The organism is Streptomyces vinaceus (assembly GCF_008704935.1).
In the GTDB taxonomy this organism is placed as follows: domain Bacteria; phylum Actinomycetota; class Actinomycetes; order Streptomycetales; family Streptomycetaceae; genus Streptomyces; species Streptomyces vinaceus.
On the sequence record NZ_CP023692.1, the window covers coordinates 7,073,636 to 7,100,178 of the forward strand.

Genomic DNA, 26,543 nt, shown 5'->3' on the forward strand with positions numbered 1-26,543 from the left:
CGTGCCCTCATTTCCGCAGGTTGTGGCATCGGTCGCCGATTCTCCGCCGTGATGGGGGCCTTGTGGCAAGCCCCCTGGTGCGCTATAAGTTGAGAGTGGCAAGGAGAGTCCTCTCCTTGCCTTTGCTTTTTCCGCGGCCGCTTTTCTCCCGGACCGCTGCGCCCCCGCCCGGCTACGGTTGCTCCCCATGACGGACACCGGGACGGACATCACCGAGCACCTGATCCGGGACCTGCTGCGCGAGCAGCACCCCGATCTGGCGGAGCACCCCTTGGAGCTCGGAGCGCGCGGCTGGGACAACCAGGTGTGGCGGCTCGGCGACGACTTCGCCGTACGGCTGCCCTGGGCGACGCAGGACGCGGACGCGCTGCTGCGCAAGGAACACGCCTGGCTGCCCGTCCTGGCCCCCGGCCTTCCGCTGCGGATCCCCGTCCCCCAGCGCCTCGGCCGGCCCTCCGAACGGTTTCCGCGCCCCTGGCTCGTCACCACGTGGGTGCCGGGCGAGCCCGCCGACCGAGCGCCCGCGACGCACCCCACGGACGCGGCCGTCACCCTGGCCGCCTTCCTGACGGCTTTTCACCGGCCCGCCCCCGAGGGGGCACCCGAAGGCCGGGACCGCGGGGGACCGCTGCCCGACCAGAGCGAACGCTTCACGCTCGGGCTCGCCTCCGCCACCGAACTCGGCCTGATCCGCGACCCGGACGCCGTCCGCGCGGTCTGGGAGGACGCCGCCGCCGCGCCGGACTGGGCGGGACCGCGCCTGTGGCTCCACGGAGACCTGCATCCGGCCAACATCCTGACCGCGAACGGCACCTTCTGCGGCGTGATCGACTTCGGAGACCTGTTCGCCGGCGACCCCGCCTGTGACCTCGCCGCCGCCTGGATCCTGCTGCCGGACGGCGCCGTCGACCACTTCCACCGGGCCTACCGGCCGACCCCCGACGCGGCGACCCTGCGCCGGGCCCGCGGCTGGGCCGTGCTGCGCGCCCTCGCCGGCATCCACATCGGACACGCCGGCGTTCAGGGCCACCCCGGGGGCAAGCCCACCTGGGGCCCGCCCGCCCAGGCCGCACTCCGCCGCCTCACCGCGTCGGTCCGGCGCCGGTGAGCGGCGCCCCCTCGCTCAGGCGGGCTCGTCGCGGCCGCCGCCCGGCTCGGAGAACTCGGCCTTCCCGGGGAGGAGGACGACGGCCGCGGCCGCCACGACCATCACCGCCGCACCGACGTAGAACGCGGCCGAGACGGCGCCGGTGACCGCGGACTTGAGCGCCGGGACCAGATCCGCGGGGATCCCGGCGGGCAGCGGCGAGCCCTGCTGCGTCGCCGCCACCGCCTTCCCGATGGACCGCTCCACCCGGTCGAAGCGGTCGGAGGCGATACGGCCGTCCTCGTGCAGGATCCGGCTCAGCCGCCCGCCCTGGAGGTGCGCCACGATCGCGCCCATCACCGCCAGACCCAGCGCCGCGCTGATCTCCCGCGCGGTCTGGAGCACACCGGCCGCGTTGCCGCGCATCCGCATGGAGGTGTTGTTGAGCGCGGTGATCCAGGCCGGGCTGACGCAGAGCCCCATTCCGATGCCCATGGCGCAGTAGAAGGGCACCAGCCAGCCGTAGTGCTGGCGGTGCAGTTCCACCGCCGAACACAGCAGGGCCCCCACGCACAGGACCATCCCGGCTCCCAGCGGAACGCGCGGCCCCAGCCGGTCGTACAGCCTTCCCCCGAGCGGCGCGAACACCACCGTGGGGAGCGTGAGGGGCAGTACGGCGATACCGGCCTCGAAGGGCGACATCCCCACGACGTCCTGGAGCCAGACGACTCCGAACACCGCGAAGCCGACGAACGCGAAACGCACCGAGGAGATGACGCCGGCCCCCACCGCGAACTCCCTGTTCTCGAACAGCTCGAAGTGCATGAGCGGATCCGGACGTCGCCGCTCGCGCAGCACCAGGAGCGTCATCAGGACGGCTCCGGTGGCGAGGAGCGAGATGACGGCTGCCGAGTCCCATCCCCAGTACCGGGCCTGCATGAGGGGGAGGACCAGGCAGACCAGGGCGCCGATCAGCAGGGGGGCGCTCCTCCAGTCCACGGGTTCGCGCCGACGTGGCTCGCGCGCGAGCAGGAAGCGCGCGAGGACCAGTGCGCCGATGCCCAGGGGCGGATTGACGAAGAAGATCGCGCGCCAGGAGAACGCCGTCGTCAGTACGCCGCCGATCAGCGGAGCCGTTCCGTACAGGAGGGTGGCGATGCTGGAGGAGATGCCCATGGCCTGGCCCCGCTCGCGGCGTCCGAACTCCTTGATGATGAGCACCTGGGAGGCGGGCCGCAGGATCGCCGCACCGGCCCCCTGGGCCGCGCGCGCGGCGATGAGCCAGGCCTCCGTCTGGGCCAGGCCCGCCGCGACCGAGGCCAGGACGAACAGGGCGGTGCCGAAGCGGAAGGCGCGTTCGTGGCCGAAGGCGTCGCCGATGCGTCCGCCGATCGGGCTCATGCAGGCGAAACTGAGCAGATAGGCGTTGATGACCCACTGCAGTCCGGTGGTCGAGGCGTCCAGGCTCCGCTGGATGGTGGGGAGCGCGACCAGTACCACCAGGGCGTCGATGGCGACCATCGACGAGGCGCAGGTCATCACGCCCAGGACCCACCAACGGTGACGCTCGCCCTTGAACCGCTGTCGCCGCGTCACGGGTTTCCTTCCGGCAGATTCGGTCCGCCCCTTCCTTCTTACACGGTTTTGCCGCCGCTCTTCCGCAGCCGTGCAGGACACCCCGCGAGGTGGTGCCCACCGACCGGCACGACAGACGCGGAGTGGGCACGGCACAGGTGAGCGCGGCACGGTGTTCGCCCGTGCGGCCGAGGGCGGCGGCGCGGAGGTGGGCTTCCACCTGCCGCCCCACACCCCGGTCCGGGTCCGAAGCCGTCAGGCCGGGTCGTTCGACGCCGCGTAGACGACGAGGGTCTGCTCCGGCCGCCCCGCGACGTGGAACGCCGTGTAGGCGTACGTGACCACGCCCCCGTCCGGCGACCGGAGCCGCTTGTGCCCGCCCCCGCGTGGCTCGACCTCGAACCGCGGCCACCATTGCCGCACTTCGGGGCTGCCTTGGTGCAGTTCGTCCACCAGCCGGCCGAAGCGCGGATCGCCGGGGCGGGCGCCGGCCAGGGTGCGCAACCGCGCGAGCAGCCCCCGCGCCTCCGCCTCCCAGTCCACCAGGACCTCCCGGGCCCGCGGTTCCAGGAACGTCCAGCGTGCGAAGTTCGGCGGGCGGCCGCCGGCGGTGACGAGGCCGGGGAACACCCTTTCGGTGGCCGGGTTGTGGCTCAGCACCTCGTACGCGCCGTCGATCACGAACGCCGGATGCGACGGGAGCAGCAGCGGTACGGCGGCCACCTCCGGGTCGATGGGCTCGGGGCGCGGCTCCCCGGCGGCCGGGGCGCGTCCGGCGAGCCGGAAGAGGTGGCCGCGCTCGTGCTCGTCGAGGCGGAGGGCGACGGCGAGGGCGTCCAGGACCTGGTCCGAGACACGGATGTCGCGGCCCTGCTCCAGGTACGTGTACCAGGTGGCGCTCATCCCGGCGAGCAGCGCCAGCTCCTCGCGCCGCAGCCCGGGGGTGCGACGACGGCCCGTCGACGGCAGACCGGCCTCGCGCGGGGTGATGCGCTCGCGGCGGCTGCGCAGGAAGGCCGCGAGCTCGCGGCGCCGCTCCACGGCGTCGGACAGGTCGCTCTCCGACATGGCACTACCACCCCTGATTCCAGAATAAGTCGGCTCTGGATACCAGGCTAAGCCTCTCGCACACTGGCCATGGCCGGCCGTCGACAGGGGGGCCGGGGCGAACGTCATGAGAGGGCGGAACGAGGACATGGGCAACAGCACGCAAGGACCCGTCACGTCGGGCATCACGGGCAAGGTCGTGGCCATCACCGGGGCGAGCAGCGGGATCGGGGAAGCGACCGCACTGCTGCTCGCCGAACGCGGCGCCCGCCTCGTGCTGGGCGCACGCCGCACCGAGCGCCTCGCGGAGCTGACCGCGCGGATCGAGGATGCGGGTGGTGAGGCGGTCCACCTCCGTACGGACGTGACCCGGATCGACGACCTCCGGGCGCTGGTCGCCCACGCGGTCGAGCGCTTCGGGCGACTGGACGTGCTCGTCGGAAACGCCGGGGTGGGCACGATCTCGCCGCTGGACGATCTGCGCACCGACGAGTGGGACCACATGGTCGACGTCAACATCAAGGGCGTGCTGCACGGCATCGGCGCTGCCCTGCCCGTGTTCCGCGCCCAGGGCGGCGGCCACTTCGTCACCACGGCGTCCACGGCCGCGTACCGGGTCGTCCCGGCGATGGCCGTGTACGCCGGCACGAAGGTCGCCGTACGGGCCATCTGCGAGGGCCTGCGCCAAGAGGCGGGGCCGGCCCTGCGGGTGACGACGGTCTCGCCCGGCCTGATCTCCACCGACTTCGCCGAGGCGTCGAGCAACGACCGGGTCCGCGGCGACATCACGCGCATGCGGGACGAGGTCGGCATCGAGCCCGCGGCGGTGGCCCAGGCAGTCGCCTACGCGATCGAGCAGCCGGCGGACGTGGACGTGAACGAGATCGTGGTCCGGCCGACCGCCCAGAGCTGACCGGGGCTCAGGCGCGGTGCGCGACCGCCGCCAGGGCGTCCTTGACCTCCTGGGCCACGCGGGCCGCGTCCTCGGGGTTGTGCACCACGTCGGTGCGGTTCATGTCGATGACGAGGACCTCGCTGGCCGAGTAGTGCTTGTGCACCCAGTCGTCGTAGCCGGACCACAGCGTCCGGTAGTACTCGACGAGGCTCTCGTCCTGTTCGAAGTTGCGGCCCCGCAGTCCGATGCGGTGCAGCACCGTCTCGAAGTCGGCCTTGAGGTAGACCATGAGGTCGGGTGCCTTGCGGTACGGCAGGCCGTCGATCTCGCGCATCATCTCGCTGAGCAGCCCCTCGTACACCTGCATTTCGAGGGAGCTGATCCGGCCCAGGTCGTGGTTGACCTTGGCGAAGTACCAGTCCTCGTAGATGGACCGGTCGAGGACGTTGTCCCCCTGCTTGTACGCCTCCTTGATCGCGGCGAACCGCGTCTGCAGGAAGTACAGCTGGAGCAGGAAGGGGTAGCGCTTGGCCTGGATCTCCTCGGGGCTCGCCGTGTAGAAGAGCGGGAGGATCGGATTGTCTTCGACGCTCTCGTAGAAGACCTCGCTGCCCAGCTCCTTGGCGAGCAGCTCGGCCACGCTCGTCTTGCCGATTCCGATCATGCCTCCGACGCAGATCACTGGCATACCTCACTTCTCCCCTGGGGATCTTCTGTTCGTGGGCGGGTGGGCCGGCGACCCACAACGCGAAGACGCACGCCGGCGCTCACGCGATTCCCCGGGATCTTCATGATCAGCGTCGTGTGGCCCCGTCCGGACCGTTCCGCGGCCGCCGTGAACAGGGGCGAACCGCAGCCGAGAGGCCGCCCTGAATCTTAAATGAAGATTCACTCGGTCCCGGCCAGAGCCGGCCCGGCCTCAGGGCCGGCCGCCCCCACGTTCCGGGGCGTGCCGGTACGAGCGGACCAGCGCGAGGTAGTCCGCCGCCAGGCGGTGGCAGTCGCCCGGCCAGCGGGCGGAGACGTAGTTGCCGTCCCGTACGGTGAACCCGCGGCCGGGGCGCGCCGCCGTGTCCCTGACCGGCAGCGCAGGACCGGCCAGGAAGTGGGCCGGGTCGGCGAGGGCCGCGGTGACCTCCGCCTGGACGGTGGTCGCGTAGGTGCGGTAGTAGCGGCCCAGCCACATGCGGGTCAGGTTCCAGGCCGTGAGTTCCAGCAGCGAGGTCAGGGCCGTGGTCCGCCGCCCGTACAGCACGGAGCGCCCGGTCGTCGGGTCCTTGGCCCGCGCGGCCAGCAGTACGCCGTGGCACACCGCTCCCACCGGCAGACCCAGTAGGAAGACCCGGGCGAACAGCCGCTGCGCGGCCGGGTCCTCCAGCAGCGTGCGCATCCCCTGGGCGTGGCCGCCGGGTACGAACAGCCCCGTCAGGCACGCCGGATCCACCTTGGCGTAGGACAGCGGGGCCCGGAACCGGGGGTCCTCGGTCAGCCGCCCGTAGGCCGCCAGCCCGGCGCGCCGGGTCATCAGCCACGGGGAGAGCCAGGAGAAGCCGGTCTCGGTCAGCCGGCGGTCGGCGAGAGCGACGCGCCCGTCGGGCGTCGCGAACCGTACGTCGTATCCCGCGTCCCGCAGCGCGGCCCAGGGCACGGCCGCCTCGGTCGGGTCGTAGCCGGACGAGGGCAGCAGGAAGACGATCAAAGGGGTGCTCCTTCGGGTGCGCACGGGGCGGACTGCCGCGCGCCGGCGCGCAGGCGTCCCGCCCCGCCGCAACGGGCAGCCCGACACTAAGGGCCCGGGCGAGCCCGGTCATTGACCCCGGCGGCCACCTCGTTGACTCCCGGGCCACCGCCGCCGGTTGACTGGGGGCCGCGGCCCGGCCTTGACTGGCCGCCATGCCCAGCATCGAGCCGTCCACCGTCGCCGCGTCCTACGCGCGCGCCGTCCTGAACGCCGGAGCGGACGCCCCCGGCGCCGAGGGCGGGGCCGACGGCACCGCCGGACCCGGCGCCTGGGGCTCGCCCCTGGACCGGCTCCCGTTCACCGAGGTACGCGCCCTGTGGGACTCGGTGATCGGCGGCGCCGACGGCGCGTCAGGCGCCGGCGGGGGCGACCCGCACGCCGGGCTCCGCGTCGGGGACGCGATCAAGCCGGGCAGCCTGCACGTCCTCGGCCACGTGGTCCTCACCTGCGCGAGCCTGGCGGAGGCCGCCGAAGCGGCGGTCCGCTACCACCCCCTGGTCAGCCAGGCCGGCACGGTCACCGTGCACCGAGGGGCCGGGACGACCCGGATCGGCTATCGGCCGACCGTCGACCCGGCCGCCATGCACCCGCAGCAGGTCGAGGCGGTCGTCACCGGCATGGTGCGGGCCGCCCGCTGGATCGCCGGGGACGGCTGGGCCCCGCGGTCGGTGTCCTTCACCCACGCCCGTACCGGCTCCGCCGAACCGTACGGCCGGATCCTCGGCTGCCCCGTCGCCTTCGGCGCCCCGAGAACGCGCTCATCGTGGGCAACCGCGACCTCGACCGGCGCCGCGCCCCGCACGACCCCGAACTCGGCGCCCTGCACCGGGCCTACGCCGACCGGCTGCTGCGCGAGCTGTCGGAGTCCGTGAGCCTCGCGGACCGGGTCCGGCAATGGCTGGACCACGCCCCGCTCGACGCCGCCGGCCCCGCCGACGCGTGCCGGGGCCTCCACCTCAGCCCCCGCACCCTGCGCCGGGCCCTCCAGGAGGAGGGCACCTCCTGGCGCGCCCTCCTCGACGGTGCCCGCCACCGCCGGGCCCGCCGGCTGCTGGAGACCACGGACCTGCCGCTCGACCGGATGGCCCCCCTCGTCGGCCTGAGCGGAGCCACCGCCCTGGTCCGCGCGTTCACCCGCTGGGAGGGCGTCACCCCCGGGACGTACCGCCGGGAAGCGAAGCGCCCGACGCGTCGGTGAGCGGCGCCGGGCGGGCTTCCGGATCCCTCAGCTGGCGGAGCCCGCCGCCGAACCCGTCGCCAGGTCCGCGCCCCAGCGCGCTATCGCGGCCGGCAGGTCGAGCGGGCCCGGGCGCGTGTCGGAGCCCTCGGCGGGCCAGTCCTCGCGGGGGACGCGCCACATCACCTCGAACTCGTTGCCGTCCGGGTCCTTGGCGTAGAAGGACTTCGAGACCACGTGGTCGCTCGCGCCGACCAGCGCGCCGCGTTCGGTGAGCTTGTTCCCGAGCTCGGCCAGCTCGCCGAGCGTGCCCACCTCCCAGGCCAGGTGGTAGAGGCCGACCCGGCCCTGCTCGGGACCGGGCGCGTCGGCGCCGATCGCGAACAGGCCGAGGTCGTGGTCGTTGAGGCTGCCGGGGGCGCTCAGGAAGGCGGCGCGGCCGGCGATCAGGTGGTCGACCTGGAATCCGAAGACGTCGGTGTAGAACGCCGCGGAGCGTTCGACATCGCGGATCCAGAGCACGGCGTGGTTCAGGCGGCGGACGGACATGCGGCGCTCCCGGTGGCTCGAATGGTCTGGCTCGATGTAGACACCTCCAGCATAACGTTCAAATTCGAACTACTGGCGCGGAAGCCTCCCCCTTCGGGTTCCGGCGCTCCGCCGGCCGCTCAGTCCTGGATCGCCGCCGCGGCACGGCGCAGCTCCGCCAGCACCGTCCGCACGGCCCTTCGCGCCGTGCGCTCGGGCCGGTGCAGTACGTCGATGTGGCGCCGGGCGTGCACCCCGCCCAACGGCCGGAGCACGACACCGGGGTGCGTACGGGCGGTCCAGCGCGGCATCAGCGCCAAGCCGCCGCCCGCGGCCACGACCTCGGCGACCACCGCGAACTCGTTGATGCGGTGGACGATGTCGAGCCTGCGGTTGGCCACACTGGCGATGGCCTCGATGGTGGCCATGAGCGGGAAGCCGTCGTGGACCGTGATCCAGGGCTGGCCGGCCACGTCCCGGGGCGAGAGCTCCGCACGGGAGGCCAGCGGGTGGCCGACGGGCAGGGCCACGTCGAGGGGCTCGTGCAGCAGAGTCGTCGCGGCCACGGAGCGCGGCCACGGCGGGCCGTGGTCGAGGCGGTGGGCCAGGACGAGGTCGTAGTCACGGGTGAGGGCCGGGAAGCGGTCCTGGGCGACGTCCTCGTCGGCGAGGGCCAGGCGGGGGCTGCCCGGGTCGGCGAAGGCGCGCAGCATGAGCGGGAAGAACGCCGAGCCCGCGCTGTGGAAGGCCGCGACCGATACGGCTCCGTCCGGTTGCTCGGCGAAGTCGGTGATGGTGTGCCGCGCCCGGGCCAGAGCCGTCTCCACCTCGATGGCCGCCCCGGCCAGGGCCTGCCCGGCGTCGGTCAGCACCACCCGGCGGCCGGCGCGTTCGGTCAGTGGCACCGGAATGGACCGCTGGAGCAGCCTCAGCTGCTGCGAGATCGCGGAAGGCGTCACGTGCAGCGCCTCGGCGACCGCGGTGACACTTCCCAGCTCTCCCAGCTCCCGCAGGATCCGCAGCTGCCGTTCGTCCATGCGCACAGTGTAGGACTGCTACAGGTTGGGTTAAGAAGTTGGTCGTAGCCTTCAAGATCCGCCGTCGTGCACCGTGGGGGCATGCCTGTCGCCCGCCGTACCGATGCGGTACTCCTGCTGGTCGCGCTCGTCTGGGGTTCCAGTTACCTCGCGGCCAAGACCGCCACCGTCGCCCTTCCGGTCCTGGCGGTCCTGTTCGTCCGCTACGCGATCTCCGCCCTCGCCTGTGGCGCCCTGGTCGCGGCGCGCCGCCGGACGCGCCGGGGATGGACGCGCGCGGAGGTCCGCTCCGGGTCGCTCCTGGGCGTCACCCAGGCGGCCGTCCTCGTACTGGAGACGTACGGGGTGGCGCACACCAGCGCCGCCAACGCCGGACTGATCATCAGTTTGACCATCGTTCTCACGCCGCTCATGGACCGGGCCCGGGGACGGTCCGGGCTTCCCCCGGCGTTCTTCCTCGCCGCCGGCCTCTGCGTCCTGGCCGTGGGACTGCTCATCGCCGGCACCGGCCTGCACGCGCCGCGAGCGGGGGACGCGCTGATGCTCGCCGCCGCGGTCGTCCGGGCCGGGCACGTCGCGCTCGTCGGGCGGCTCACCACGGGCCGCCCCGTGGATCCCCTGCGCCTGACGACCGTCCAGACCGTGGTCGGCTCGGCGCTGTTCCTCCCGCCCGCCCTCGCCCATCTGCCGGACCTGGCCGGCAGCAGCGCCACCACATGGAACCAGCTGATCTACCTGGCCCTGTTCTGCAGCGTGTTCGCGTTCCTCGCCCAGACCTGGGCCGTACAGCGCACCTCCGCCAGCCGGGCCAGCCTCCTCCTGGGCACCGAACCGATCTGGGCGGTCGCGATCGGGATCGGCCTCGGCGGCGAACGGCTCACGGTGTGGGCCTTCCTGGGCGCCGTCCTCATGATCACGGGAACCTATTGGGGCCAGGCGGTCGAACGCGCCCACCGCACCGCGGAACGGACCGGCGAGGAGACCCCCGCACACCGGCCGATGACACCCACCGGTGCCTGATCGCCCCGGAAGGTCAGCCCGGGGCGGCGCCGAAATCGGGCAGGGTCAGCGAGCCGTCGGCGGCGAGGGGGAAGCCCGGGTTGTGGGCGACCTCCCAGGCGTGCCCGTCCGGGTCGGTGAAGGCGCTGGAGTAGAACCCGATGGCGTTGACGGCGGCCGGCTTGGTGACGGTTCCGCCGGCCGCTTCGACGGAGGCGAGCAGCTCGTCCACCTCCGCCCGCGAACGGACGTTGTGGGCCAGGGCGATACCACCGAAGCCGCCGCCGTCCGGGGGCCCGTCCGCCCGGCCCGGCGGCAGGCCGCAGTCCGCGGCCAGGAGGTCGCGGTCCCACAGGACCAGGGCGAGGCCGCCGGCCTGGAAGAAGACGGTCCTCTCGACCTCCTGTCCCCGCCAGCCCAGAGCCTCGTAGAAGCGCCGGGCGCGCGAGAGGTCGCGCACGCCGAGGGTGACGAGGGTGATGCGCTGTTCCATACGGCCACGGTAGGGGGCCGCACCGCCCGGTGACCGCAGCCGCGTCGTGTCCGCGGCCGTGTCCCCGGCCGCGGTCGTGTCCCCGGCCGGGGCCCGGCCGTGGCCGCCGACGGTCTTTCCCCGTCCGGGCCGGCTACTGAGGCGCCGCGGCCGCGGCGCCGCCGTCCGCGACGCGGCGCCGGACCTGGTTCTCCTGGGCGAGGCGGCGCAGCAGCTCGAAGACCGGTGCGCAGATGGCGAAGACGATCACCGCCCGCTCGGCCAGGGCTACCGGATCGTCGAGCCCGGCCGCCCGCTCCAGGTCCAGCCGGGCCACCGCCTCGGCCAGTTTCGCGTAGGCGGCGAGCTCTCCCGGGGCGTACTGGGCGTCCAGCCTCCGCAGTTCCTTCAGCGCCGACGTCAGCCCCTGTACGTGCGGCGAGGTGTCGGGCGTCCGCCAGTCCAGCTCCGCGAGCAGCTCCGCCACCTCGGCTCCGGCGGCCGCCTCGGCCCCGGTCTCCTCGCCGGGAGCCGCGGGGCTCTGGCCCGCCACCGGCACGGGAAGGGCGTAGCTGACGGCTCCGAGGGCGCCCTCGGAGCTGTGCGCCTGGTCGACGGCCCCGAGCACCTCGCGGGTGGCCGCGATCGACAGACCGCCGAGCGTGGTCAGCGCCTTGATGAGCCGCAGCCGCTGCGCGTGCTCCTCCCCGTACTCGGCCAGCGTCGCGGCGGTCGCCCTGCCCGCGGGCAGCAGGCCCTGGCGCCGGAAGTATTTGATGCTGGCGACCGGCACGCCGGTCCGCCGGCTGAGCTCCGAGATCTTCATGTACGGCTTCCCTGCTGCTCACGGGGTCCGGTACCCGTCATCGGCGATTGGACACCACCACAAGATACTGCCAGTATCCAGTAGCTGGATACCTTGAGTATCCAGTAAGGAATCGCCGCCGCACCGGAGAATCGATGCCACAGCCCACCCAGCCCTCCGTGCTCCGCCGACCCCGGTTGTGGGTCGGAACGGGACTCATCGCCGCAGTCGTCTCGATCTTGTTCGCGCTGCTCTACGTCGGCGGCAACGTCAACCCCAAGGGCAATCTCCGCGATCTGCCCGTGGCCCTGGTCAACGCCGACGCCGGCTCCGACGCAGGGGGCCGCCACGTCAACATGGGCGAGCAGGTCGTCGCGGGCATCCAGAAGGCCGCCAAGGGCGACCACAGCATCGACTGGCAGATCGTGACCCGGGAGGAGGCCGACAAGCGGCTGGGCCGCGGCAAGGTCTTCGGCGCCCTCGTCATACCCCAGGACTTCAGCACCACGGTGACCGCGCTCGGCTCCCCGCAGCCCGCGCCCCAGGGCAAGGCCGCCCCGCCCACCCTGACCGTGCTGACCAACCAGTCCGCCGGCAGCATCGGCTCCTCGATGTCCTCCCAGGCCGCCCAGAAGGCCGCCCACGCCGCTTCCGCGCAGATCGGCCAGGAGCTCCTCAAGCAGGCCACGGCGCAGAAGACCCCGCTCCCGACGGCCGCCCAGCTCAAGCTGGCCGACCCGGTGACCGTCGCCGTCGCCGACGGCCACCCCGTCGGCTCCCGCAGCGCCCTGGGCCTGAGCGCCTTCTACTACGCGCTCGTGCTCGTCGTCTGCGGCATGCTCGGCGCCAACCTGGTCAACTCCCAGGTCGACACGGCCCTCGGCTACCTGCACACCGACTACGGCCCGGTCCGCAAGCGCGAGCCCGTCCGGCACACCAGCCGCGTCCGCACGCTGGCCATCGGCATGGCGCTCATGCTCGGCATCTCGCTCGTGATGGGCACCCTGGTCGAGGTCGCCACCGTCACGATCCTCGACATGGACGCCTCCCACCTCGGCCTGCTGTGGCTCTACTCCGTCGCCACCGTCGCCGTCGTCGGCATCGGCAGCCTGGCCCTGTTCGCCGCCTTCGGCACGCCCGGCATGCTGCTGGCCACCATCGTCTTCGTCGCGATGGCCGTCCCCTCCTCCGGCGCCACGGTGCCGCTCCAGGCGCTGCCCGGATTCTTCCGGGGCCTCGCCGAGTTCGAGCCGCTGCGCCAGATCACCGAGGGCATGCGCGCCATCCTCTACTACGGCGCCCAGGCCGACGCGGGACTGGGCCGGGCGTGGGCCTCGATGGGCATCGCCCTCGTCGCCGCGCTGGTCTTCGGCTTCGCCGTCACCCGCCTCTACGACCGTCGCGGGCTGCACCGCATCCCCCGGCCCGACGCCGAGTCCGGGTCCGCGGCCGTGGCCGGCACTCCCGAGGCCCCGGACGCCCCCGACGCCCCCGAGGCCGCGGCGAACGCCACGGCCTGAGCAGGGCCTCAGAGCCGGACGACGACCAGGGCGGTGTCGTCGGTGGCACCGCCGACGGGGAGCAGGTCGACCAGCAGGGCGTCCGCGACCCGCTCGGGATCGGCCTCACGGTGGCGGACGAGGGCTGCGGCCAGCCGGTCGAGGCTGGTGTCGATGTCCTCGCCCCGCCGCTCCACCAGCCCGTCCGTGTACAGCACCAGGGTGTCGCCGCTCCCGAACGCCGTCGTGGCCTGCGGCCTCGGGAGGTGCTCGGGCCGGGCCCCCAGCGGCGGATCGGTGGCCTGGTCGAGGTGGTCCACCGTTCCGTCGAGGCGTACGAGCAGGGGCGGCAGGTGGCCGGCGCTGCTGTAGGTGATCGTGTGGGCCGCCCAGTCGATGCAGGTCTCGACGACGGTGGTGTTCTCGGCGCCGTCGACGGAACGCGCATAGAGGCCCAGGACCTCCAGCGCCTTGGCCGGGCCCTCGGCCACCCGCGAGGTCGCGCTCAGTGCGCTGCGCAGCTGGCCCATGACGCCCGCGGCGACGAGGCCGTGGCCCACCACGTCGCCGACGGCCACCCCGATGCGGTCGCCGGGCAGGTCGACGAGGTCGTACCAGTCTCCGCACACGTTCAGCGAACCGACGGCGGGACGGTAGCGCACCGCGATCCTGGCGTCCCAGCTCGGCAGGGTGACGGGGAGCATCGCGCTCTGCAGGGCGAGGGCGACCTCGCGCTCGCGGGCGTGGGCCGTACGCAGGCGTTCGTTGAGCTCCTGGAGTTCACGGGCCCGCGTGTAGAGCTCGGCCTCCAGGACCCGGCCCCGGCCGCTCGTCGGCCGGCCCCGGGCCCGGATCAGTTCGGTGACCTCCTCCACCCGGTGCACCAGGAGCACGACCCGGCCGTCGGAGTCGAGGACCGGCGCGTTCACCGGGCTCCAGTACCGTTCCTCCCACTCGCCGGGCCGGTCCGCGGACTCCACGTCGTAGCGCTGCAAGGCCATGGCGTCCCGCTCGCCGGTCTCCACGACGCGGCGCAGCGACGCCGCCAGGTTCCGCATCCCGGTCGCGGACGGGTCGTTCGGGTTGTCGGGGAAGACGTCGAACAGGTAGCGGCCGATCAGCTGGTCCCGGGTGCGGCCCGAGGAGTAGAGGAACTCGTCGTTCGCGTCGGCGTACACCAGGTCCGGGGTCAGCAGGGCGACCATCCCGGGCAGCAGCCGGAACACCGCCGCGTAGTCGATCACCGTATCCGGCATGTACCGCCCGCCTCCGTGCCCGCTGCGTCCGAGAACCTCCCCATATAAACCCGCGACGGCCGCCGCGGGAATCTCGCCACGACGGCGTTCACGGCAACGGACCCCCGCGCCCGGGACGGCGCGCCGTCGGCATGACGTGCCGGGCGGGACGCCGGGCCCGCCTTACCGTCGGCGGTATGGACGGTGATCACGGACAATGGCGCCGGTGTCTGCTCGGCGGGGCGGTGTTCGCCGTGTGCATGGCCGGCACCACGCTGCCGACCCCCCTCTACGGCCTCTACCAGGAGAAGTTCGGTTTCTCCGAGCTCCAGGTGACGATCGTGTACGCCGTGTACGCGTTCGCCGTCATCGCGGTCCTGCTGCTGGCGGGGAACGCCTCCGACGTCGTGGGCAGGAAGCCCGTACTCCTGACGGGCCTCGCACTCGCGGCGGCGAGCGCCGGCTGCTTCCTGTGCGCCACCGCGCTGGGCTGGCTCTACGCGGGCCGGCTGCTGTCGGGCCTGTCCGCCGGCCTGTTCACCGGGGCCGGCACGGCCTACGTCATCGAGCTCGCGCCGAAGGACGGCTCCTCCCGCGCGACGTTCGTGGCGACGGCCGCCAACATGGGCGGGCTGGGCTGTGGCCCGCTGCTCGCCGGCGTCCTCTCCCAGTACGCTCCCTGGCCGCTGTACCTGCCGTTCGCCGTGCACCTCGCCCTCGTCGCCGGCTCGGCCGGCGTCCTGCTGCGACTTCCCGAGACGGTACGGGAGCGACAGTCGCTCGCGGCGGTACGGCCTCAGCGGCCCGCTCTGCCCGCGTCGGTGCGGGCGGTGTTCCTGCCCGCCGCGACCGCCTCGTTCGTGGGGTTCGCGCTGTTCGGCGTGTTCACCTCGGTCAGCCCGGCCTTCCTCGTCGAATCCCTGGGCGTGCACAACCGGGCCGTGAGCGGGCTGGTCGTCGCGCTGGCCTTCTTCGCCTCGACGGCCGGACAACTCGCCGTCGGCCGCGTCGGGGTCGGCCGCTCCCTGCCGCTGGGCTGCGCGGCGCTCCTGGCCGGTCTGGCGCTGCTCGCGGGCGCCCTGTACTGGGACCTGCTGGCCCTGGTGGTGCTGAGCGCGCTCGTCGGCGGCGGCGGGCAGGGCCTCGCCTTCCGCGGGGCGCTCTCCGCGGTGGCCGGGGCGTCCCCGCCGGACCGGCGCGCGGCGGTCATCTCGATGCTCTTCGTGGTGGCGTACGCGGGTATCTCGGTGCCGGTGATCGGAGTGGGCGTCCTGACGGGCCCCCTCGGCCTGGAGGGCGCCGGACTGGTGTTCCTCGGCTGTATGACCGCTCTGGTGTCGACCGCGGCCGTCTACCTGCTGCGCCACCCCGTACGCCAGGCGTAGGCCCTGGCCTCGGGATCACGAGGGGCCCGCGTTTCCCCGATCGGGGGATGTGCGGGGCGGGGGCGATTCGTATGCGGCCGTACGGCGTTACACGATCTGGAGCTTGATCAGAGCCCCGGCGTGCGCCGGGGCGCGACACGGCCCGTGACCGGATGTCCGGACGCGGGCGAGGGAGCACGATGCCAGACCTCATCCAGACGTCCACCGGTCGCGAGAGACTTGCCGCGCGCTGCCGCGACGTGTGCGAGGCACCCGTGTTCTCGTTGGCCGTCATGTCCGTAATCCTCCTCAACGCCCTGCTGCTGGGTGTGGAGACGTACAGCGGACTGTCCGTGGAGTACCGCGTTCCGCTCCACTCCGCCGAACGGTTCTGCGTCGCGGCGTTCAGTCTGGAGATGCTGATCCGCCTGGGCGCGCACGCCGACCGGCCGAAAGCATTCTTCCGCGATCCGTGGAACGTGTTCGACCTGCTCGTGGTCTCCTCGGGCTTCGTCCCGTTCCTGCGGGACAACACCACGCTGCTCCGGCTCCTGCGCCTCGCGCGGGTGCTGCGCACCGCGAAGTTCATGCCGCAGCTGCGGGTCCTGCTGGTCGCCGTCGGCCGCAGCCTGCCCGGAACGGTCAGCTTCCTGTTCGTGGGCGCCCTGATCCTCTACGTGTACGCGATGATCGGCTGGATCTGCTTCGCCGGCCACGACCCGGCGCACTACGGCTCCCTCGGCCGGGCCGGGCTGACCCTGTTCCTGCTGATGACGCTGGAGGGCCTGGGCGATGCCGTCCACGGCGGGCTGGCGGTCTCGCCGTTCAGCATCCTCTACTACGCCTCCTACGTGCTCCTCGCCTCCTTCGTCCTGGTCAACGTGTTGATCGGGGTCGTCCTCAACGCCTTGGAGGAGGCGCGCGAGATGGAGGAGGAAGAGAAGCGGGCCGAACGGGCCGCGGCCCGGCGCCTCGCACGGCCCGCAGGGCCGGTGGCCTCGCAGGAGGCGGACGAACTCCGCCTGCGGATCGCGGCGGTGCGCCGCGCCCTCGACGACGTGGAGGCCCAGCTCGACCCCTCGGGCCCGGCGGCGTCGCCGGTCACGGCCGCGTCCCCCTCGCTGGCGGGGGCGCCGGCGGGCGCCCGGTAGGGGGTGTCCGGCCCGGGTTCGGGCCGTCAGCCGTGCGGGCCCCGGGCCCGAGCCGCCGGCCGTCAGCCGCGCCGCTGCCATTCCTCCGCCAGCAGGCGGTAGGAGTGCACCCGGTCCGCGTGCCCGTGGGTGATCGTCGTGATCAGCAGCTCGTCGGCGCCCGTCGCGTCCCGCAGCCGTTCCAGGTGGTCGGCGACGGTGCGGGGCGAGCCCACGAACTGCGTGTCCACCCGGTCGGCGACCAGCTTCCCGTCCTCCCGCGACCAGGGCAGGTCCCGCGCCTCGGCCGGCGTGGGGTACGGGATCGCGCCCTCGGCCGTACGGATGCTGCGCACCCAGGGCGCGTACCCGGTCGCCAGCTCGCGGGCCGTCGCGTCGTCCTCCGCGACCACCACGTCGGCGGAGACCGTCAGGTACGGCCGGTCCAGCTCGGCGGAGGGCTTGAAGGCGGCCCGGTACCCCTCGGCGGCCTCCAGTACGGTGGCCGGGCTGACGTGGTAGTTCGCCGCGAAGCGCAGCCCGTTGCGGCCCGCCGTCTCCGCGCTCACCCCACCGCTGCTGCCCAGGATCCACACCTGTAGGTCGGCTCCCTCGCCGGGAACGGCGTGCGCCTCCACGCCCTCCGCCGTGCGGTACTCCCCGCGCAGCAGCGCGAGGACGTCGTCCACCTGCTCGGAGTAGTCCTGCGGCTGCGCGCCGGGCAGGTTGAGCAGCTTCTGCTGGAGCGCCACCCGGGGATGGCCCAGCAGGTGGGCGAAGGAGAACCGGTCCGGGATGCGCAGCCCGTTCGGGGTGCGGCCGTCGACGACCGGGGTGGCCGGGACGACCGGCTCGGACGGCGCCGCGCCCTCGCCCCCGCTCTCGTCCTCCGCCGGGCGGCGGCGCTGCGGCGGCCCCGCCGAGCGGCCCAGCCCCAGGTCCAGTCGGCCGGGGTGCAGCGCGTCGATGAGGCCGAACTCCTCCACCGTGGACAGCGCCGTGCGGTGCCCGAGCTGGACGGCGCCCGAGCCGATCCGGATGGTGCTGGTGGCGGAGGCGGTCAGGGCCAGGACCACCGCCGGGGAGGTTCCGGCGACGCCCGGATTGAGGTGGTGTTCGGCGAACCAGTAGCGCGCGTAGCCGAACTCCTCGGTACGGCGCGCCAGGTCGATGCTGTGGGCGAGGGCCTCGGCCGCGGTCGAGCCGGACGAGACCGGCACGAGGTCGAGGACCCCGAGGGGGATGGGGGACATGACCTGGCTCCTTACAGTTCGGGGAAGGACGGGTCGGGTATCTCCCGGCGCAGCACCGGGGCGATCTCCGACTGGAAGAGTTCGAGCGAGGCCTGGTGCTCCGCCTCGGGCAGCCCACCCGCCTCGGCCTGGAGGTGCAAGACGGTGTGGCCGAACTGCGCGTGGTAGCGGTGCACCTTCTCGATCACCTGCTGGGGACTGCCGATCAGCGCCGAGCTGCGCTCGACGAAGTCCTCCAGGGTGGCGAAGACCGGCTCCACGCCCTGCGCGCGGTGCGCCGCCAGGTACCGGGCGAAGGCCGGCCGGTACGCGGCCACGGCCTGCTGCGAGGTGCGCGCCGCGTGGTAGCCGGCCGTGCCCGCGCCGACGACGGCACGGGCCGGATCGTGCCCGTAGTGCTCCCAGCGCTCCCGGTAGTGGCGGACCAGCTCCGCGTACGGGCCGATGGGATGGGTGACGTTCGCCGAGAACAGCGGATCCCCGTAGCGCGCCGCCAGGTCCACCGATTCCCGGCTCGTCGCGCTGCCGTGCCACACGCGCAGGGTGCGCTGGTACGGCCGCGGCAGCACCTCGGCGCCGGCCAGGGCGGGGCGGAAGCGCGGCTCTGCGCTGACCTTGTCCTCGCGCCAGATCCGCCGGAACAGCTCGTAGCTCTCGGAGTTGCGCTCCCACTGGTCTTCGGGGGTCACGTGGAACAGCTCGCGCTGCGCCGTACCGTTCCCCTTGCCGATCATGAGTTCCAGGCGGCCGTCGCAGAGGTGGTCCAGGGTCGCGTAGTCCTCGTACGCCCGCACCGGGTCCAGCAGGCTCAGGGTGGTGACGGCGGTGAACAGGCGGATCCGCCGGGTCAGCGCCGCGATGTGGCCGAGCACCACGGGCGGCGAGGACGACAGGAACGGCCGCTCGTGGCGCTCGCCCACGCCGAACCCGTCGAAACCGAGCTCCTCCGCGCGCAGCGCGCTCGCGACGACCTCCCGGAACCGCTCCCGGACGGGGGGTGCGGCGCCCGTCACCGGGTCCGCGCCGTCGGTGATCAGGGTGATGGCGAGGAACTTCACGAGGCCGCCGCCCGTCGGCCGGAGGCCGCCCGCGGCGCCGCGAGGCCGAGGTGGTCGCGCAAGGTGGTGCCCTCGTACGCGGTGCGGAACACCCCCCGTTCCTGGAGCAGCGGGACGACGGTGTCGGCGAAGGCGTCCAGGCCGCCCGGGGTGATGTGCGGGACCAGGATGAAGCCGTCGGCCGCGTCGGCCTGGACCAGCGTATCGATCTGCTCGGCGACGGTCGCGGCCGAGCCGACGAAGGTCTGGCCGGAGGTGGTGGCGATGACCAGTTCCCGGATCGAGAGGTTCTTGGCCTCGGCGAGCGCGCGCCACTGCCGGGCGGTCTCCAGCGGGTCGCGGAACTGGCGCACGCTCGCCCGGCCGAGGGCGATGGTGTTCTCGCCGGTCTCCGGAGCGATGTCGGGCAGGGGACCGTCGGGGTCGTAGCCGGACAGGTCCCGGTTCCAGACGTGTTCGAGGTATTTGATCGCGGTCTGCCCGCTGACCTGGAGGCGGCGCACCTCGTGAGCGGCCTCGTGGGCCTCGGCGTCCGTGTCGCCGAGGATGAAGGTGGCCGCGGGCAGGATCTTCAACTCGTCCTGCGTACGCCCGTACTTCGCCAGGCGGCGCTTGACGTCGGCGTAGAACGCCCGCCCCTCGTCGAGGGTCCCGTACCGGCCGAAGATCGCGTCGGCGTCGGAGGCGGCGAACTCGCGGCCCTCGTCGGAGTCACCGGCCTGGAAGATCACCGGGCGGCCCTGCGGGCTGCGCGGCACGTTGAACCGGCCCTCGATGTCGAACTGCGGGCCCTTGTGGGCGAAGGCGCCGGCCCGGGCGTCGCGCAGGAAGGTCCCGGATCCGGCGTCGGCGACGATCTCGCCGCCGTCCCAGGAGTCGAACAGCTCGTGCGCGGTGGCCAGGAACTCCTTGGCCCGGCCGTAGCGCTCCTCGCGGGGCAGGAAGCCCCCGCGCCGGAAGTTCTCGCCGGTGAACGCGTCCCAGGAGGTGACCACGTTCCAGGCGGCCCGCCCGTCCGACAGGTGGTCCAGGGAGGCGAACTGGCGGGCCACCTCGTAGGGCTCGTTGAAGGTGGAGTTGATGGTGCCGGTCAGCCCCAGGCGGTCGGTGACGGCCGCGAGGGCGGCCAGTACGGTGAAGGTGTCGGGCCGCCCGACGACGTCCAGATCGTAGATCTCCCCGCCCTGTTCCCGCAGGCGCAGCCCCTCGGCGAGGAAGAGGAAGTCGAACTTGGCGCGCTCCGCGGTCCGGGCGAAGTGGACGAAGGAGTCGAAGTCGATGTGGCTGCCGGCCGCCGGGTCGCTCCAGACGGTCGTGTTGTTGACGCCCGGGAAGTGGGCCGCGAGATGGACCTGCTTGAGCGGCTTGGTGGTCATGTTCTTCCTTCGGAGGCGGGGCGGGGCGGGCGGGCTGGGGCGTGCTTCAGGCGGCCGGGAACGGGGCCGCGGCATAGCGGTTGGCCGGCCGGCCGAGCCCCAGCAGCCCGCGCAGGGTGTCCGCCTCGTACTCCCGGCGGAACAGGGCCCGCCGCTGGAGCTCCGGCACCAGGGCGCGGGTGATGGCGGGCAGGTCGTGGGCGATGACCGCCGGTCGCAGCAGGAAGCCCGACAGGCCCGCCTCCCGGCGCTCCTGGAGCAGCTCCGCCAACTGCCCCGCGGTACCGGTGAACACGGAGGTGTCGCCGTCGAACGGCTCGCGCGCGGCCTCGTCGAGGCGGCCGCGGCGCTCGGCCGCCGCCCCGGCGCTCTCGTCGAGGAACACGGTCAGCTCGCCGAAGAGGTGCAGCGGCCGCTCGGCGAGCCCCGCCGAGGCCCGGAGCCCGCGGACGGCGGTCACGGCCGCGCGCGTCTCCGCGGTGTCACGGGCCACCAGGTGCCCGATGTCGGCGGACCGCGCGATGAGCCCGTACGCCGCGCTGTCGGCGGCGCGCGCGCTCACCAGGGGCTGCCCCTGGGGCGGGCGCGGGGTGATGGACGGGCCCCGCACGCTGAAGTGGCGGCCCTCGAAGTCGATGTGGTGGATCTTGCCGCGGTCCACGAACCGGCCCGTGGCCACGTCGCGGATCTCCGCGTCGTCCTCCCAGCTGTCCCACAGGCGCCGCACGACCTCGACGTGGTCCACGGCCTCCTCGTACAGCTCCTCCTCCGCGAGCGGCCCCGGGCGCCGACCGAAGTGCCGCTCCTCGTACGGGAGTCCGGACACCTGTACGTGCAGTCCGGCGCGGCCGCGGCTGACGTGGTCGAGGGTGGCCACGGCCTTGGAGATGTGGAAGGGCTCGGTATGGGTGGCGGTCACGGCGGCCACGAGCCCGATGCGGCGGGTCAGCGGCGCCACCCGGGCGGCGGTGAGGACCGCGTCGAGCCGGCCGCGGACCCGGTCGGTGCGCTCGTCGTGGCCGGCGGGGGAGGAGGACTGGAGGGTGAGCCCGTCCTCGAAGGCGACGTAGTCGAGGAGCCCGGCCTCGGCCTCCGCGACGAGGCCGGCCCAGTAGCGGGCGGTGAACAGCTCGGCGGGCCGCGCCCCCGGCTCGCGCCAGGCGGCCGGGTGCCGGCCCGCGCCGTCCAGCGAGACGGCGAGGTGCAGAGGTGCGGAATGGGAAACGGGCATGCTGAATTGCGCCTTCCTGACCGGCGTGCGGAAAGAGGGGCCGATGCGGGATGGGCGAATTCAACCCGTCATCAAAATCTTTCGAAAAACGCTACGCCGGGCGGCTGTGCCGTTCAATGGCAGGAACATTAAGAGAATTTGGCGGTCGTGTTGCCCGGTCCGCCCCGCCCGCCCGGTGCCCGTACGGCCATGAACGAGGGCCGCCTGCGCAGGGTGAAGCCGATCGACTCGTAGAGCCGGATCGCAGCGGTGTTGCTCGCGGCCGTGTGCAGGAAGGGGGTCTCGCCCCGCTCCCGGATGCCCGCCGCCACGGCGCGGACCAGCCGCGTCGCCAGGCCCTGCCCCCGGTGCTCGGGATGGGTGCAGACCGCGCTGATCTCGGTCCACCCGGGCGGCCGCAGCCGCTCTCCCGCCATCGCCACCAGCCGGCCGCGGTCGCGGATGCCCAGGTACGTGCCCAGCTCGACGGTGCGGGGCAGGAACGGCCCGGGCTTCGTCAGCGCGATCAGGGCGAGGATCTCCGGAACGTCCGCCGGGCCCAGTCCGACCGCCTCCGGCGCGGCCTCGGCGCGCACGGCGGTGTCGACGAGTTGGACCCCGGGAACGGCGCCGACCGTCTCCCACCCCTCGGGCGGGTTCAGCACTCCGGCCAGCGGCGCCGTCCCGCCCTCGCCGACCAGCGCCCGCAGGTCTTCCCAGGAGCGGGGGTCGGCCGGGTCCGCGAGGGCGGCCCAGGGCGAGACGTCCGGGTGGTAGCGGGCGGCGCGCGGGGCGCCGGGCCCGCCCCCGCCGGGGTGCTCGGCGAAGGCGGCGTGCGCGCCCCGCAGCGCCGCCCAGGCGGGGTTGTCCAGGACGTGCGGGCCTTCGGGGCCGGTCACGGCGCTCACGAGTTGGTCAGCGGCAGGCCGGGCGGGTTCACCTCGGAGGCGGTGACGGCCTCGTTGGAGAGGTTCCACGCCTCCAGCAGCCTCCCGTACTGGCCGTCCTTGATCAGGTGGTTGAGGGTCTCGGCCACCGGCTTCGCCAGTCCGCTGTCCTTCTTGGCCGTCGCGGCGATGAGCCCCTGGAGCGACTCGCCCGCACCCGAGAAGGAGCCGGCGTTACGGGTGGGCGTGCCGGTGCTCGCAGTCTGGGTGATGTGGTAGGCGATCGACGGGTTGGGCCCGAAGTTGGCGTCGATCTTCTTGCCGCTCAGCGCGAGCGCGACGCTGTTGGCGTCGGGGAAGTACTTGACCGTGATGTCCTTGCCCTCGGCCTGGAGCTTCTTCTGCCACTCCAGCAGGATCTTCTCCTGGTTGGTGCCGGCGCTGACCGCGACGGTCCTGCCGGCGAGGTTGCGGTAGTCGCCCCCGAAGTTCCAGGGGTTGTCCTTGAGGACCTCGAAGGCCAGGTTGTCCTGCCGGTACGAGGCGAACTCGTACTTCTTCTTCCGCTCCTCGGTGACGGTGACGTTGGTGAACGCCACGTCGACCTTGCCGCTGTCGACCCCGATGAAGAGGTTCTCCCAGGTGGAGTTCTTCACGACGGGCTTGAGGCCGAGCGTGGCGGCCACCAGCCGGCCGAGGTCCGGCTCCGCGCCGGTCAGCGTCTTCTGGTCGGTGCCGACGTACGCGAGGGGCGGGAAGCCGGCGGGCAGCGCGCCGACCCCGATGACCAGCTCGCCGCGGTCGCGTACCTCCGCCGGCAGCTGGGCGCGGAGCGACTCGACGACCGGGACGCTCAGTTCGGCCTGCCGGGCGGCGCCGTTGGAGACCGCGCCGACGGTGACCTTGCCGGAGGACGCGGCCCCCGTCGCCTCGGCGTCGCCGCCGCACCCGGTCAGGGCGGTGGAGAGGGCGACGGCGGCGGCCGCGGCGCCGAAGCCGCGGACGAGTCTCGGACTCAGGGAGGGGCGGCGCAGCATGGTGATGGTGCCTTTCTGATCAGGGGAACAGCGGGAGACGGGGAACGGCGGGAGAAAGGGAACAGGGGAGACGGGTACGGCGGCGGGCGGGTGCTCAGAGGACCTTGCTGAGGAACTCGCGGGTGCGGGGGTGCGCGGGACGGTCCAGGACCTGTTCGGGCGGGCCCTGTTCGACGATCCGGCCGTCGTGCAGGAAGACGATCTCGTCGGCCACCTCGCGGGCGAAGCCGATCTCGTGCGTGACGATGACCAGGGTCGTACCGCCGGTGGCCAGGTCCTTGATGACCGACAGGACCTCGCCCACGAGCTCGGGATCGAGGGCGGAGGTGGGCTCGTCGAAGAGGATGACCCCGGGCCGCAGCGCGAGCGCCCTGGCGATGGCCACCCGCTGCTGCTGGCCGCCGGACAGCTGGCGCGGGTACGCGCCGGTCCGGTCGCCGAGCCCGACCCGCTCCAGCAGCTCGCGCGCCAGCGCCTGTGCCTCGGCGCGGCGCAGCCGCCCCGTGGCCACCGGGGCGGCGGCGACGTTGTCGAGCACCGTCAGGTGGGGGAAGAGGTTGAAGTTCTGGAAGACGAAGCCGATCCGGCCGCGCTGCGCGAGGATCGCCCGCTCGCTCAGCTCCTTCAGCCGGGCCCCCTGCCGTTGCACGCCGATCAGCTCGCCGCCGACGCTGACGTATCCGGCCTCCGGCTTCTCCAGGTGGTTCACGACCCGCAGCAGCGTGGACTTGCCGGAGCCCGAGCGGCCCAGGACCACGGTGACCGTGCCCGGCCGTACCGTCAGGCTCACCCCGTCCAGGACCCGTCGGCCGCCGAACCACTTGTGCACGTCGTGGACCTCGATCGCGGCGGGCGCCGGGGGTGGCGGTTCCGCCGGTGTCTTCGCTGCCGCCGGTGTCGTCGGTGTCGTCGCGGCGGTCATCGCGCCGCCTCCTTCCGGTAGCGGCTGCGCAGGTCGTCCAGGGCCGCCCGGGACCGCTGCAGGGGAGTGGGCGGCAGGCTGCGCAGGGCGCCGCGGGCGCAGTACCGCTCGACGTAGTACTGCACGGCCGACAGGACGCTGGTGAGGATCACGTACCAGACGGTCGCCACGACCAGCAGCGGGACCACGTCGCCGGGATAGGTGCTGCCGAGGCCCTGGACCGTGCCGAACAGGTCCAGCAGGGAGACGTAGAAGACCAGCGAGGTGGCCTTGACCAGCCCGATCAGCAGGTTGACGTAGGCCGGGACGATCGCGCGCAGCGCCTGCGGGAAGACGATCCGGGTGAACTGGTAGCGCCTGGGCAGACCCAGCGCGGCCGCCGCCTCGTGCTGCCCCTGGTCCACGGAGAGCAGCCCGGCCCGGACGACCTCGGCCGCGTACGCCGCCTCGACCACGCTCAGCCCGACGACCGCCACGACCATGTCGGTGGCCTGCCGGGACGCGTCGAAGGTGAGGAAGGCGGGGCCGAAGGGAACCCCGACGCTCAGCGTCGGGTAGAGCGCGCCGAGGTTGTTGAGGAAGAGCAGGACGACGATCAGCGGGACCGAGCGCAGCAGCCAGACGTACGTCCAGCTCACCGCGCGCAGGACCGGGTTGCCGGAGAGCCGACCGAGGGCGAGCAGCACGCCGCCCGCCAGCCCCAGGAGCGCGCTGTACGCGGCCACCTGGAGGGTGATCAACATCCCTTCCAGCACGACCGGCCGCAGGAACCAGTACGCGAACCGGTCCCACTGGTAGAAGGGGTTGGTCAGCAGCCCGTGGCCGGCCTGGGCGACCAGGACCAGCACGACGGCGCCGGCGAGCCACCGGGCGGGGCGGCGCAGCGGGAGCACCCGCTCGGCCTGGCCCGGAGGTTCGGGCGGGCCGGCGGGTGCGGCGCGGACAATCGATTCACTCAAGGACACGGGAGCAGCTTCGATAAGGCCGAGAATCGAAGTCAACGGTCCGGATATCGATGGCCACACAAGCGCGTGCGCTTTTCATACCCCGTACACACAACGCGTTCCGTTGTAATGAAAGGGGGGCTCGCGTTCACAGCCAGGGAATCTCGTCGGCGGCGTAGCGGTGGGCGCGGAAGACGGAGTTCTGCGCCCCGGCCGAGGACTCCAGCCCCACTCCGTCGCCGAAGGAGCGGAACTGCGGGACCACGAACTCCCAGACCACCTCCCGGTCCGGGGTCACCTCGAAGAGCCGTCCGAAGGAGCCCTCGGCGATGAAGGTGTTCCCGTTCGGCAGGCGCTGCGCGCTGGACATGTAGGGGCTGTAGAAGTTCTGCGGCGGGTTGTCCTCGTACGACCACACCTCCTCGCCGGTGCGCGGGTCGAGCTCCAGCACCCGCGAGTACGGCACGGAGGTGGTGTCGCGGTAGGTGCCGTTGTCGAAGACCAGGACCGTGCCGCCGGGCAGCTCGTGCGGGTGGTGCTGCTGCGCCAGTACGTCGGGGCCGATCAGCCACTGCACCGACCCGTCGGTGCGGTCGATGGACACGGTCGTCGAGGCGCTGCGGAAGCCCACCACGACGGAACCGTCGGCCCGCTCGTTGACCGTGTTGGCCATCGGCCAGTGGTTCCGCGCGAAGTGAGGGTTGAGCACCACCTCCTCCGGGTCCAGGTGCTCGATCGCGGCCCAGCGCCACACCACCTCCCCCTCCCAGGTCAGCTCGTAGACGACGTCCCCGTAGACCACCCCGCCGGGAGCCTCCGAGCCCGGGATGCCGCCCCGGATCCGGGCCGCGTCGGCCGGGTCGAGGGGCTCGACCACGGCGATGAGCAGGTTGCCGTTGCGCAGCACCGTGGCGTCGTGGTGGTGGAAGGGGTGCCGGGCCTCGCGCAGCACCGTCGAGTCCGGGGCCAGTTCCTGGAAGATGCCGCCGTGGTAGACGTCCCAGATCGGGAAGAGGGTCGGGCTCGTGGTGTCCTTGGCCGCGTAGAAGAGGTTGCCGTTCGGCAGGATCTGAGCCTGACGGCCGGGCGGATGGGGGGAGTTCCACGTGTGGGCGGTACGGCCCTCGATGTCGACGAGGTGGATCTCCCCGGCGCTGGTGATCGGGGTGTAGAGCGTGTAGCCGCCGTAGCTGCGCTCGGGGTCGTGGGCGATCAGGCCGACGCCGCGGCGGCGCAGGGTGTTCTGTTCGACGGTCATGGTGAAC

Annotated in this window: 26 protein-coding genes; 8 read left to right on the plus strand and 18 right to left on the minus strand. The window is 73.0% G+C overall.

From position 1 onward, the window contains the following. Window positions 1-187 precede the first annotated feature (187 nt). Complete coding sequence (locus CP980_RS31845) at window positions 188-1,108, plus strand: aminoglycoside phosphotransferase family protein (RefSeq protein WP_150529715.1); 921 nt, start codon at window positions 188-190, stop codon at window positions 1,106-1,108. A gap of 15 nt (window positions 1,109-1,123) precedes the next feature. On the opposite strand, the gene CP980_RS31850 is transcribed toward CP980_RS31845, so the two are convergent. Together CP980_RS31850 and CP980_RS31855 are read right to left on the minus strand one after the other, a co-directional pair. Continuing rightward, window positions 1,124-2,683, minus strand: coding sequence for an MFS transporter (locus CP980_RS31850; protein WP_150529716.1), 1,560 nt, complete (start codon window positions 2,681-2,683; stop codon window positions 1,124-1,126). A 234-nt stretch (window positions 2,684-2,917) separates the two neighbouring features. Continuing rightward, the gene (locus CP980_RS31855; protein WP_150529717.1) at window positions 2,918-3,730 is read right to left on the minus strand and encodes a helix-turn-helix transcriptional regulator; all 813 of its coding nucleotides are present in this window, start codon (window positions 3,728-3,730) and stop codon (window positions 2,918-2,920) included. A 127-nt stretch (window positions 3,731-3,857) separates the two neighbouring features. Between CP980_RS31855 and CP980_RS31860 the strand changes: the two genes are divergently transcribed. Next, window positions 3,858-4,622, plus strand: a complete 765-nt coding sequence (locus CP980_RS31860) for an SDR family oxidoreductase (protein WP_150529718.1) — start codon at window positions 3,858-3,860, stop codon at window positions 4,620-4,622. A 7-nt stretch (window positions 4,623-4,629) separates the two neighbouring features. Here the strand turns inward: CP980_RS31860 and CP980_RS31865 are convergent, their stop codons facing one another. Together CP980_RS31865 and CP980_RS31870 are read right to left on the minus strand one after the other, a co-directional pair. Beyond that, entirely contained in the window at window positions 4,630-5,292 is a 663-nt protein-coding gene (locus tag CP980_RS31865; protein ID WP_099888058.1) for a deoxynucleoside kinase, read from the minus strand. Between the two features lie 231 nt (window positions 5,293-5,523). Then, window positions 5,524-6,303 carry a type 1 glutamine amidotransferase domain-containing protein gene (locus CP980_RS31870; protein WP_150529719.1) on the minus strand — a complete coding sequence of 260 codons (780 nt, stop codon included), beginning with the start codon at window positions 6,301-6,303 and terminating at the stop codon, window positions 5,524-5,526. Between the two features lie 194 nt (window positions 6,304-6,497). Here CP980_RS31870 and CP980_RS36075 point away from each other — a divergent pair, with 194 nt between their 5' ends. Continuing rightward, window positions 6,498-7,217: an AraC family transcriptional regulator gene (locus CP980_RS36075; RefSeq protein ID WP_150529720.1), complete on the plus strand. Its 720-nt coding sequence runs from the start codon at window positions 6,498-6,500 to the stop codon at window positions 7,215-7,217. Further along, entirely contained in the window at window positions 7,109-7,543 is a 435-nt protein-coding gene (locus tag CP980_RS36450) for a helix-turn-helix domain-containing protein (protein ID WP_167535911.1), read from the plus strand. Before CP980_RS36075 ends, CP980_RS36450 begins: the two co-directional genes overlap by 109 nt. Window positions 7,544-7,570: 27 nt before the next feature. Here the strand turns inward: CP980_RS36450 and CP980_RS31885 are convergent, their stop codons facing one another. Then, complete coding sequence (locus CP980_RS31885; protein ID WP_099888055.1) at window positions 7,571-8,071, minus strand: VOC family protein; 501 nt, start codon at window positions 8,069-8,071, stop codon at window positions 7,571-7,573. A gap of 119 nt (window positions 8,072-8,190) precedes the next feature. Next, a complete protein-coding gene (locus CP980_RS31890) occupies window positions 8,191-9,087 on the minus strand; it encodes a LysR family transcriptional regulator (protein ID WP_150529721.1) in 897 nt (298 codons plus the stop codon). 81 nt (window positions 9,088-9,168) lie between these two features. Between CP980_RS31890 and CP980_RS31895 the strand changes: the two genes are divergently transcribed. Then, window positions 9,169-10,107 carry a DMT family transporter gene (locus tag CP980_RS31895; protein WP_132761493.1) on the plus strand — a complete coding sequence of 313 codons (939 nt, stop codon included), beginning with the start codon at window positions 9,169-9,171 and terminating at the stop codon, window positions 10,105-10,107. A gap of 13 nt (window positions 10,108-10,120) precedes the next feature. On the opposite strand, the gene CP980_RS31900 is transcribed toward CP980_RS31895, so the two are convergent. Further along, window positions 10,121-10,579, minus strand: a complete 459-nt coding sequence (locus tag CP980_RS31900; protein ID WP_132761494.1) for a VOC family protein — start codon at window positions 10,577-10,579, stop codon at window positions 10,121-10,123. A 133-nt stretch (window positions 10,580-10,712) separates the two neighbouring features. Beyond that, the gene (locus CP980_RS31905; RefSeq protein ID WP_132761495.1) at window positions 10,713-11,384 is read right to left on the minus strand and encodes a MerR family transcriptional regulator; all 672 of its coding nucleotides are present in this window, start codon (window positions 11,382-11,384) and stop codon (window positions 10,713-10,715) included. A 134-nt stretch (window positions 11,385-11,518) separates the two neighbouring features. Here CP980_RS31905 and CP980_RS31910 point away from each other — a divergent pair, with 134 nt between their 5' ends. Next, window positions 11,519-12,883, plus strand: a complete 1,365-nt coding sequence (locus tag CP980_RS31910; RefSeq protein WP_150529722.1) for a YhgE/Pip family protein — start codon at window positions 11,519-11,521, stop codon at window positions 12,881-12,883. Between the two features lie 8 nt (window positions 12,884-12,891). Here CP980_RS31910 and CP980_RS31915 read toward each other — a convergent pair whose 3' ends face one another. Next, on the minus strand, window positions 12,892-14,118 hold the full coding sequence (locus tag CP980_RS31915; protein ID WP_150529723.1) for a PP2C family protein-serine/threonine phosphatase: 1,227 nt from the start codon (window positions 14,116-14,118) through the stop codon (window positions 12,892-12,894). 176 nt (window positions 14,119-14,294) lie between these two features. Here CP980_RS31915 and CP980_RS31920 point away from each other — a divergent pair, with 176 nt between their 5' ends. Both CP980_RS31920 and CP980_RS31925 read left to right on the plus strand, forming a co-directional pair. After that, the gene (locus tag CP980_RS31920; RefSeq protein WP_150529724.1) at window positions 14,295-15,482 is read left to right on the plus strand and encodes an MFS transporter; all 1,188 of its coding nucleotides are present in this window, start codon (window positions 14,295-14,297) and stop codon (window positions 15,480-15,482) included. A gap of 179 nt (window positions 15,483-15,661) precedes the next feature. After that, complete coding sequence (locus CP980_RS31925; protein ID WP_150529725.1) at window positions 15,662-16,612, plus strand: ion transporter; 951 nt, start codon at window positions 15,662-15,664, stop codon at window positions 16,610-16,612. A 62-nt stretch (window positions 16,613-16,674) separates the two neighbouring features. Here CP980_RS31925 and CP980_RS31930 read toward each other — a convergent pair whose 3' ends face one another. The 9 genes from CP980_RS31930 to CP980_RS31970 all read right to left on the minus strand — a co-directional run bounded on the left by CP980_RS31930 (window position 16,675) and on the right by CP980_RS31970 (window position 26,536). After that, window positions 16,675-17,844 carry an LLM class flavin-dependent oxidoreductase gene (locus tag CP980_RS31930; RefSeq protein ID WP_150529726.1) on the minus strand — a complete coding sequence of 390 codons (1,170 nt, stop codon included), beginning with the start codon at window positions 17,842-17,844 and terminating at the stop codon, window positions 16,675-16,677. An 11-nt stretch (window positions 17,845-17,855) separates the two neighbouring features. Continuing rightward, window positions 17,856-18,902: an LLM class flavin-dependent oxidoreductase gene (locus CP980_RS31935; protein ID WP_132761501.1), complete on the minus strand. Its 1,047-nt coding sequence runs from the start codon at window positions 18,900-18,902 to the stop codon at window positions 17,856-17,858. Further along, entirely contained in the window at window positions 18,899-20,278 is a 1,380-nt protein-coding gene (locus CP980_RS31940; RefSeq protein WP_150529727.1) for an NtaA/DmoA family FMN-dependent monooxygenase, read from the minus strand. The genes CP980_RS31935 and CP980_RS31940 overlap by 4 nt, the downstream gene beginning before the upstream one ends. Before the next feature lie 46 nt (window positions 20,279-20,324). After that, window positions 20,325-21,509: an LLM class flavin-dependent oxidoreductase gene (locus CP980_RS31945; protein ID WP_150529728.1), complete on the minus strand. Its 1,185-nt coding sequence runs from the start codon at window positions 21,507-21,509 to the stop codon at window positions 20,325-20,327. Between the two features lie 128 nt (window positions 21,510-21,637). Beyond that, window positions 21,638-22,396 (minus strand): GNAT family N-acetyltransferase, encoded by a 759-nt coding sequence (locus tag CP980_RS31950; protein ID WP_189999164.1) that lies wholly within the window; start codon window positions 22,394-22,396, stop codon window positions 21,638-21,640. After that, window positions 22,393-23,412 carry an ABC transporter substrate-binding protein gene (locus CP980_RS31955; RefSeq protein ID WP_150529730.1) on the minus strand — a complete coding sequence of 340 codons (1,020 nt, stop codon included), beginning with the start codon at window positions 23,410-23,412 and terminating at the stop codon, window positions 22,393-22,395. The genes CP980_RS31950 and CP980_RS31955 overlap by 4 nt, the downstream gene beginning before the upstream one ends. A 94-nt stretch (window positions 23,413-23,506) precedes the next feature. Continuing rightward, complete coding sequence (locus CP980_RS31960; RefSeq protein ID WP_150529731.1) at window positions 23,507-24,334, minus strand: amino acid ABC transporter ATP-binding protein; 828 nt, start codon at window positions 24,332-24,334, stop codon at window positions 23,507-23,509. Further along, complete coding sequence (locus CP980_RS31965; RefSeq protein ID WP_229907451.1) at window positions 24,331-25,293, minus strand: amino acid ABC transporter permease; 963 nt, start codon at window positions 25,291-25,293, stop codon at window positions 24,331-24,333. Before CP980_RS31965 ends, CP980_RS31960 begins: the two co-directional genes overlap by 4 nt. A gap of 133 nt (window positions 25,294-25,426) precedes the next feature. Further along, on the minus strand, window positions 25,427-26,536 hold the full coding sequence (locus CP980_RS31970; RefSeq protein ID WP_123510708.1) for an aryl-sulfate sulfotransferase: 1,110 nt from the start codon (window positions 26,534-26,536) through the stop codon (window positions 25,427-25,429). Window positions 26,537-26,543 lie beyond the last annotated feature (7 nt).

What these genes read in the sequence shown, in the direction of transcription:
- CP980_RS31920 (WP_150529724.1), top strand. Translation starts at nt 14,295, where the DNA reads ATGGACGGTGATCACGGACAATGGCGCCGGTGTCTGCTCGGCGGGGCG.
- CP980_RS31930 (WP_150529726.1), bottom strand. Translation starts at nt 17,844, where the DNA reads ATGTCCCCCATCCCCCTCGGGGTCCTCGACCTCGTGCCGGTCTCGTCC.
- CP980_RS31910 (WP_150529722.1), top strand. Translation starts at nt 11,519, where the DNA reads ATGCCACAGCCCACCCAGCCCTCCGTGCTCCGCCGACCCCGGTTGTGG.
- CP980_RS31915 (WP_150529723.1), bottom strand. Translation starts at nt 14,118, where the DNA reads ATGCCGGATACGGTGATCGACTACGCGGCGGTGTTCCGGCTGCTGCCC.
- CP980_RS31895 (WP_132761493.1), top strand. Translation starts at nt 9,169, where the DNA reads ATGCCTGTCGCCCGCCGTACCGATGCGGTACTCCTGCTGGTCGCGCTC.
- CP980_RS31885 (WP_099888055.1), bottom strand. Translation starts at nt 8,071, where the DNA reads ATGTCCGTCCGCCGCCTGAACCACGCCGTGCTCTGGATCCGCGATGTC.
- CP980_RS31845 (WP_150529715.1), top strand. Translation starts at nt 188, where the DNA reads ATGACGGACACCGGGACGGACATCACCGAGCACCTGATCCGGGACCTG.
- CP980_RS31970 (WP_123510708.1), bottom strand. Translation starts at nt 26,536, where the DNA reads ATGACCGTCGAACAGAACACCCTGCGCCGCCGCGGCGTCGGCCTGATC.
- CP980_RS31925 (WP_150529725.1), top strand. Translation starts at nt 15,662, where the DNA reads ATGCCAGACCTCATCCAGACGTCCACCGGTCGCGAGAGACTTGCCGCG.
- CP980_RS31945 (WP_150529728.1), bottom strand. Translation starts at nt 21,509, where the DNA reads ATGCCCGTTTCCCATTCCGCACCTCTGCACCTCGCCGTCTCGCTGGAC.
- CP980_RS31860 (WP_150529718.1), top strand. Translation starts at nt 3,858, where the DNA reads ATGGGCAACAGCACGCAAGGACCCGTCACGTCGGGCATCACGGGCAAG.
- CP980_RS31940 (WP_150529727.1), bottom strand. Translation starts at nt 20,278, where the DNA reads ATGACCACCAAGCCGCTCAAGCAGGTCCATCTCGCGGCCCACTTCCCG.
- CP980_RS31865 (WP_099888058.1), bottom strand. Translation starts at nt 5,292, where the DNA reads ATGCCAGTGATCTGCGTCGGAGGCATGATCGGAATCGGCAAGACGAGC.
- CP980_RS36075 (WP_150529720.1), top strand. Translation starts at nt 6,498, where the DNA reads ATGCCCAGCATCGAGCCGTCCACCGTCGCCGCGTCCTACGCGCGCGCC.
- CP980_RS31960 (WP_150529731.1), bottom strand. Translation starts at nt 24,334, where the DNA reads ATGACCGCCGCGACGACACCGACGACACCGGCGGCAGCGAAGACACCG.
- CP980_RS31855 (WP_150529717.1), bottom strand. Translation starts at nt 3,730, where the DNA reads ATGTCGGAGAGCGACCTGTCCGACGCCGTGGAGCGGCGCCGCGAGCTC.
- CP980_RS31890 (WP_150529721.1), bottom strand. Translation starts at nt 9,087, where the DNA reads ATGGACGAACGGCAGCTGCGGATCCTGCGGGAGCTGGGAGAGCTGGGA.
- CP980_RS31900 (WP_132761494.1), bottom strand. Translation starts at nt 10,579, where the DNA reads ATGGAACAGCGCATCACCCTCGTCACCCTCGGCGTGCGCGACCTCTCG.
- CP980_RS31955 (WP_150529730.1), bottom strand. Translation starts at nt 23,412, where the DNA reads ATGCTGCGCCGCCCCTCCCTGAGTCCGAGACTCGTCCGCGGCTTCGGC.
- CP980_RS31905 (WP_132761495.1), bottom strand. Translation starts at nt 11,384, where the DNA reads ATGAAGATCTCGGAGCTCAGCCGGCGGACCGGCGTGCCGGTCGCCAGC.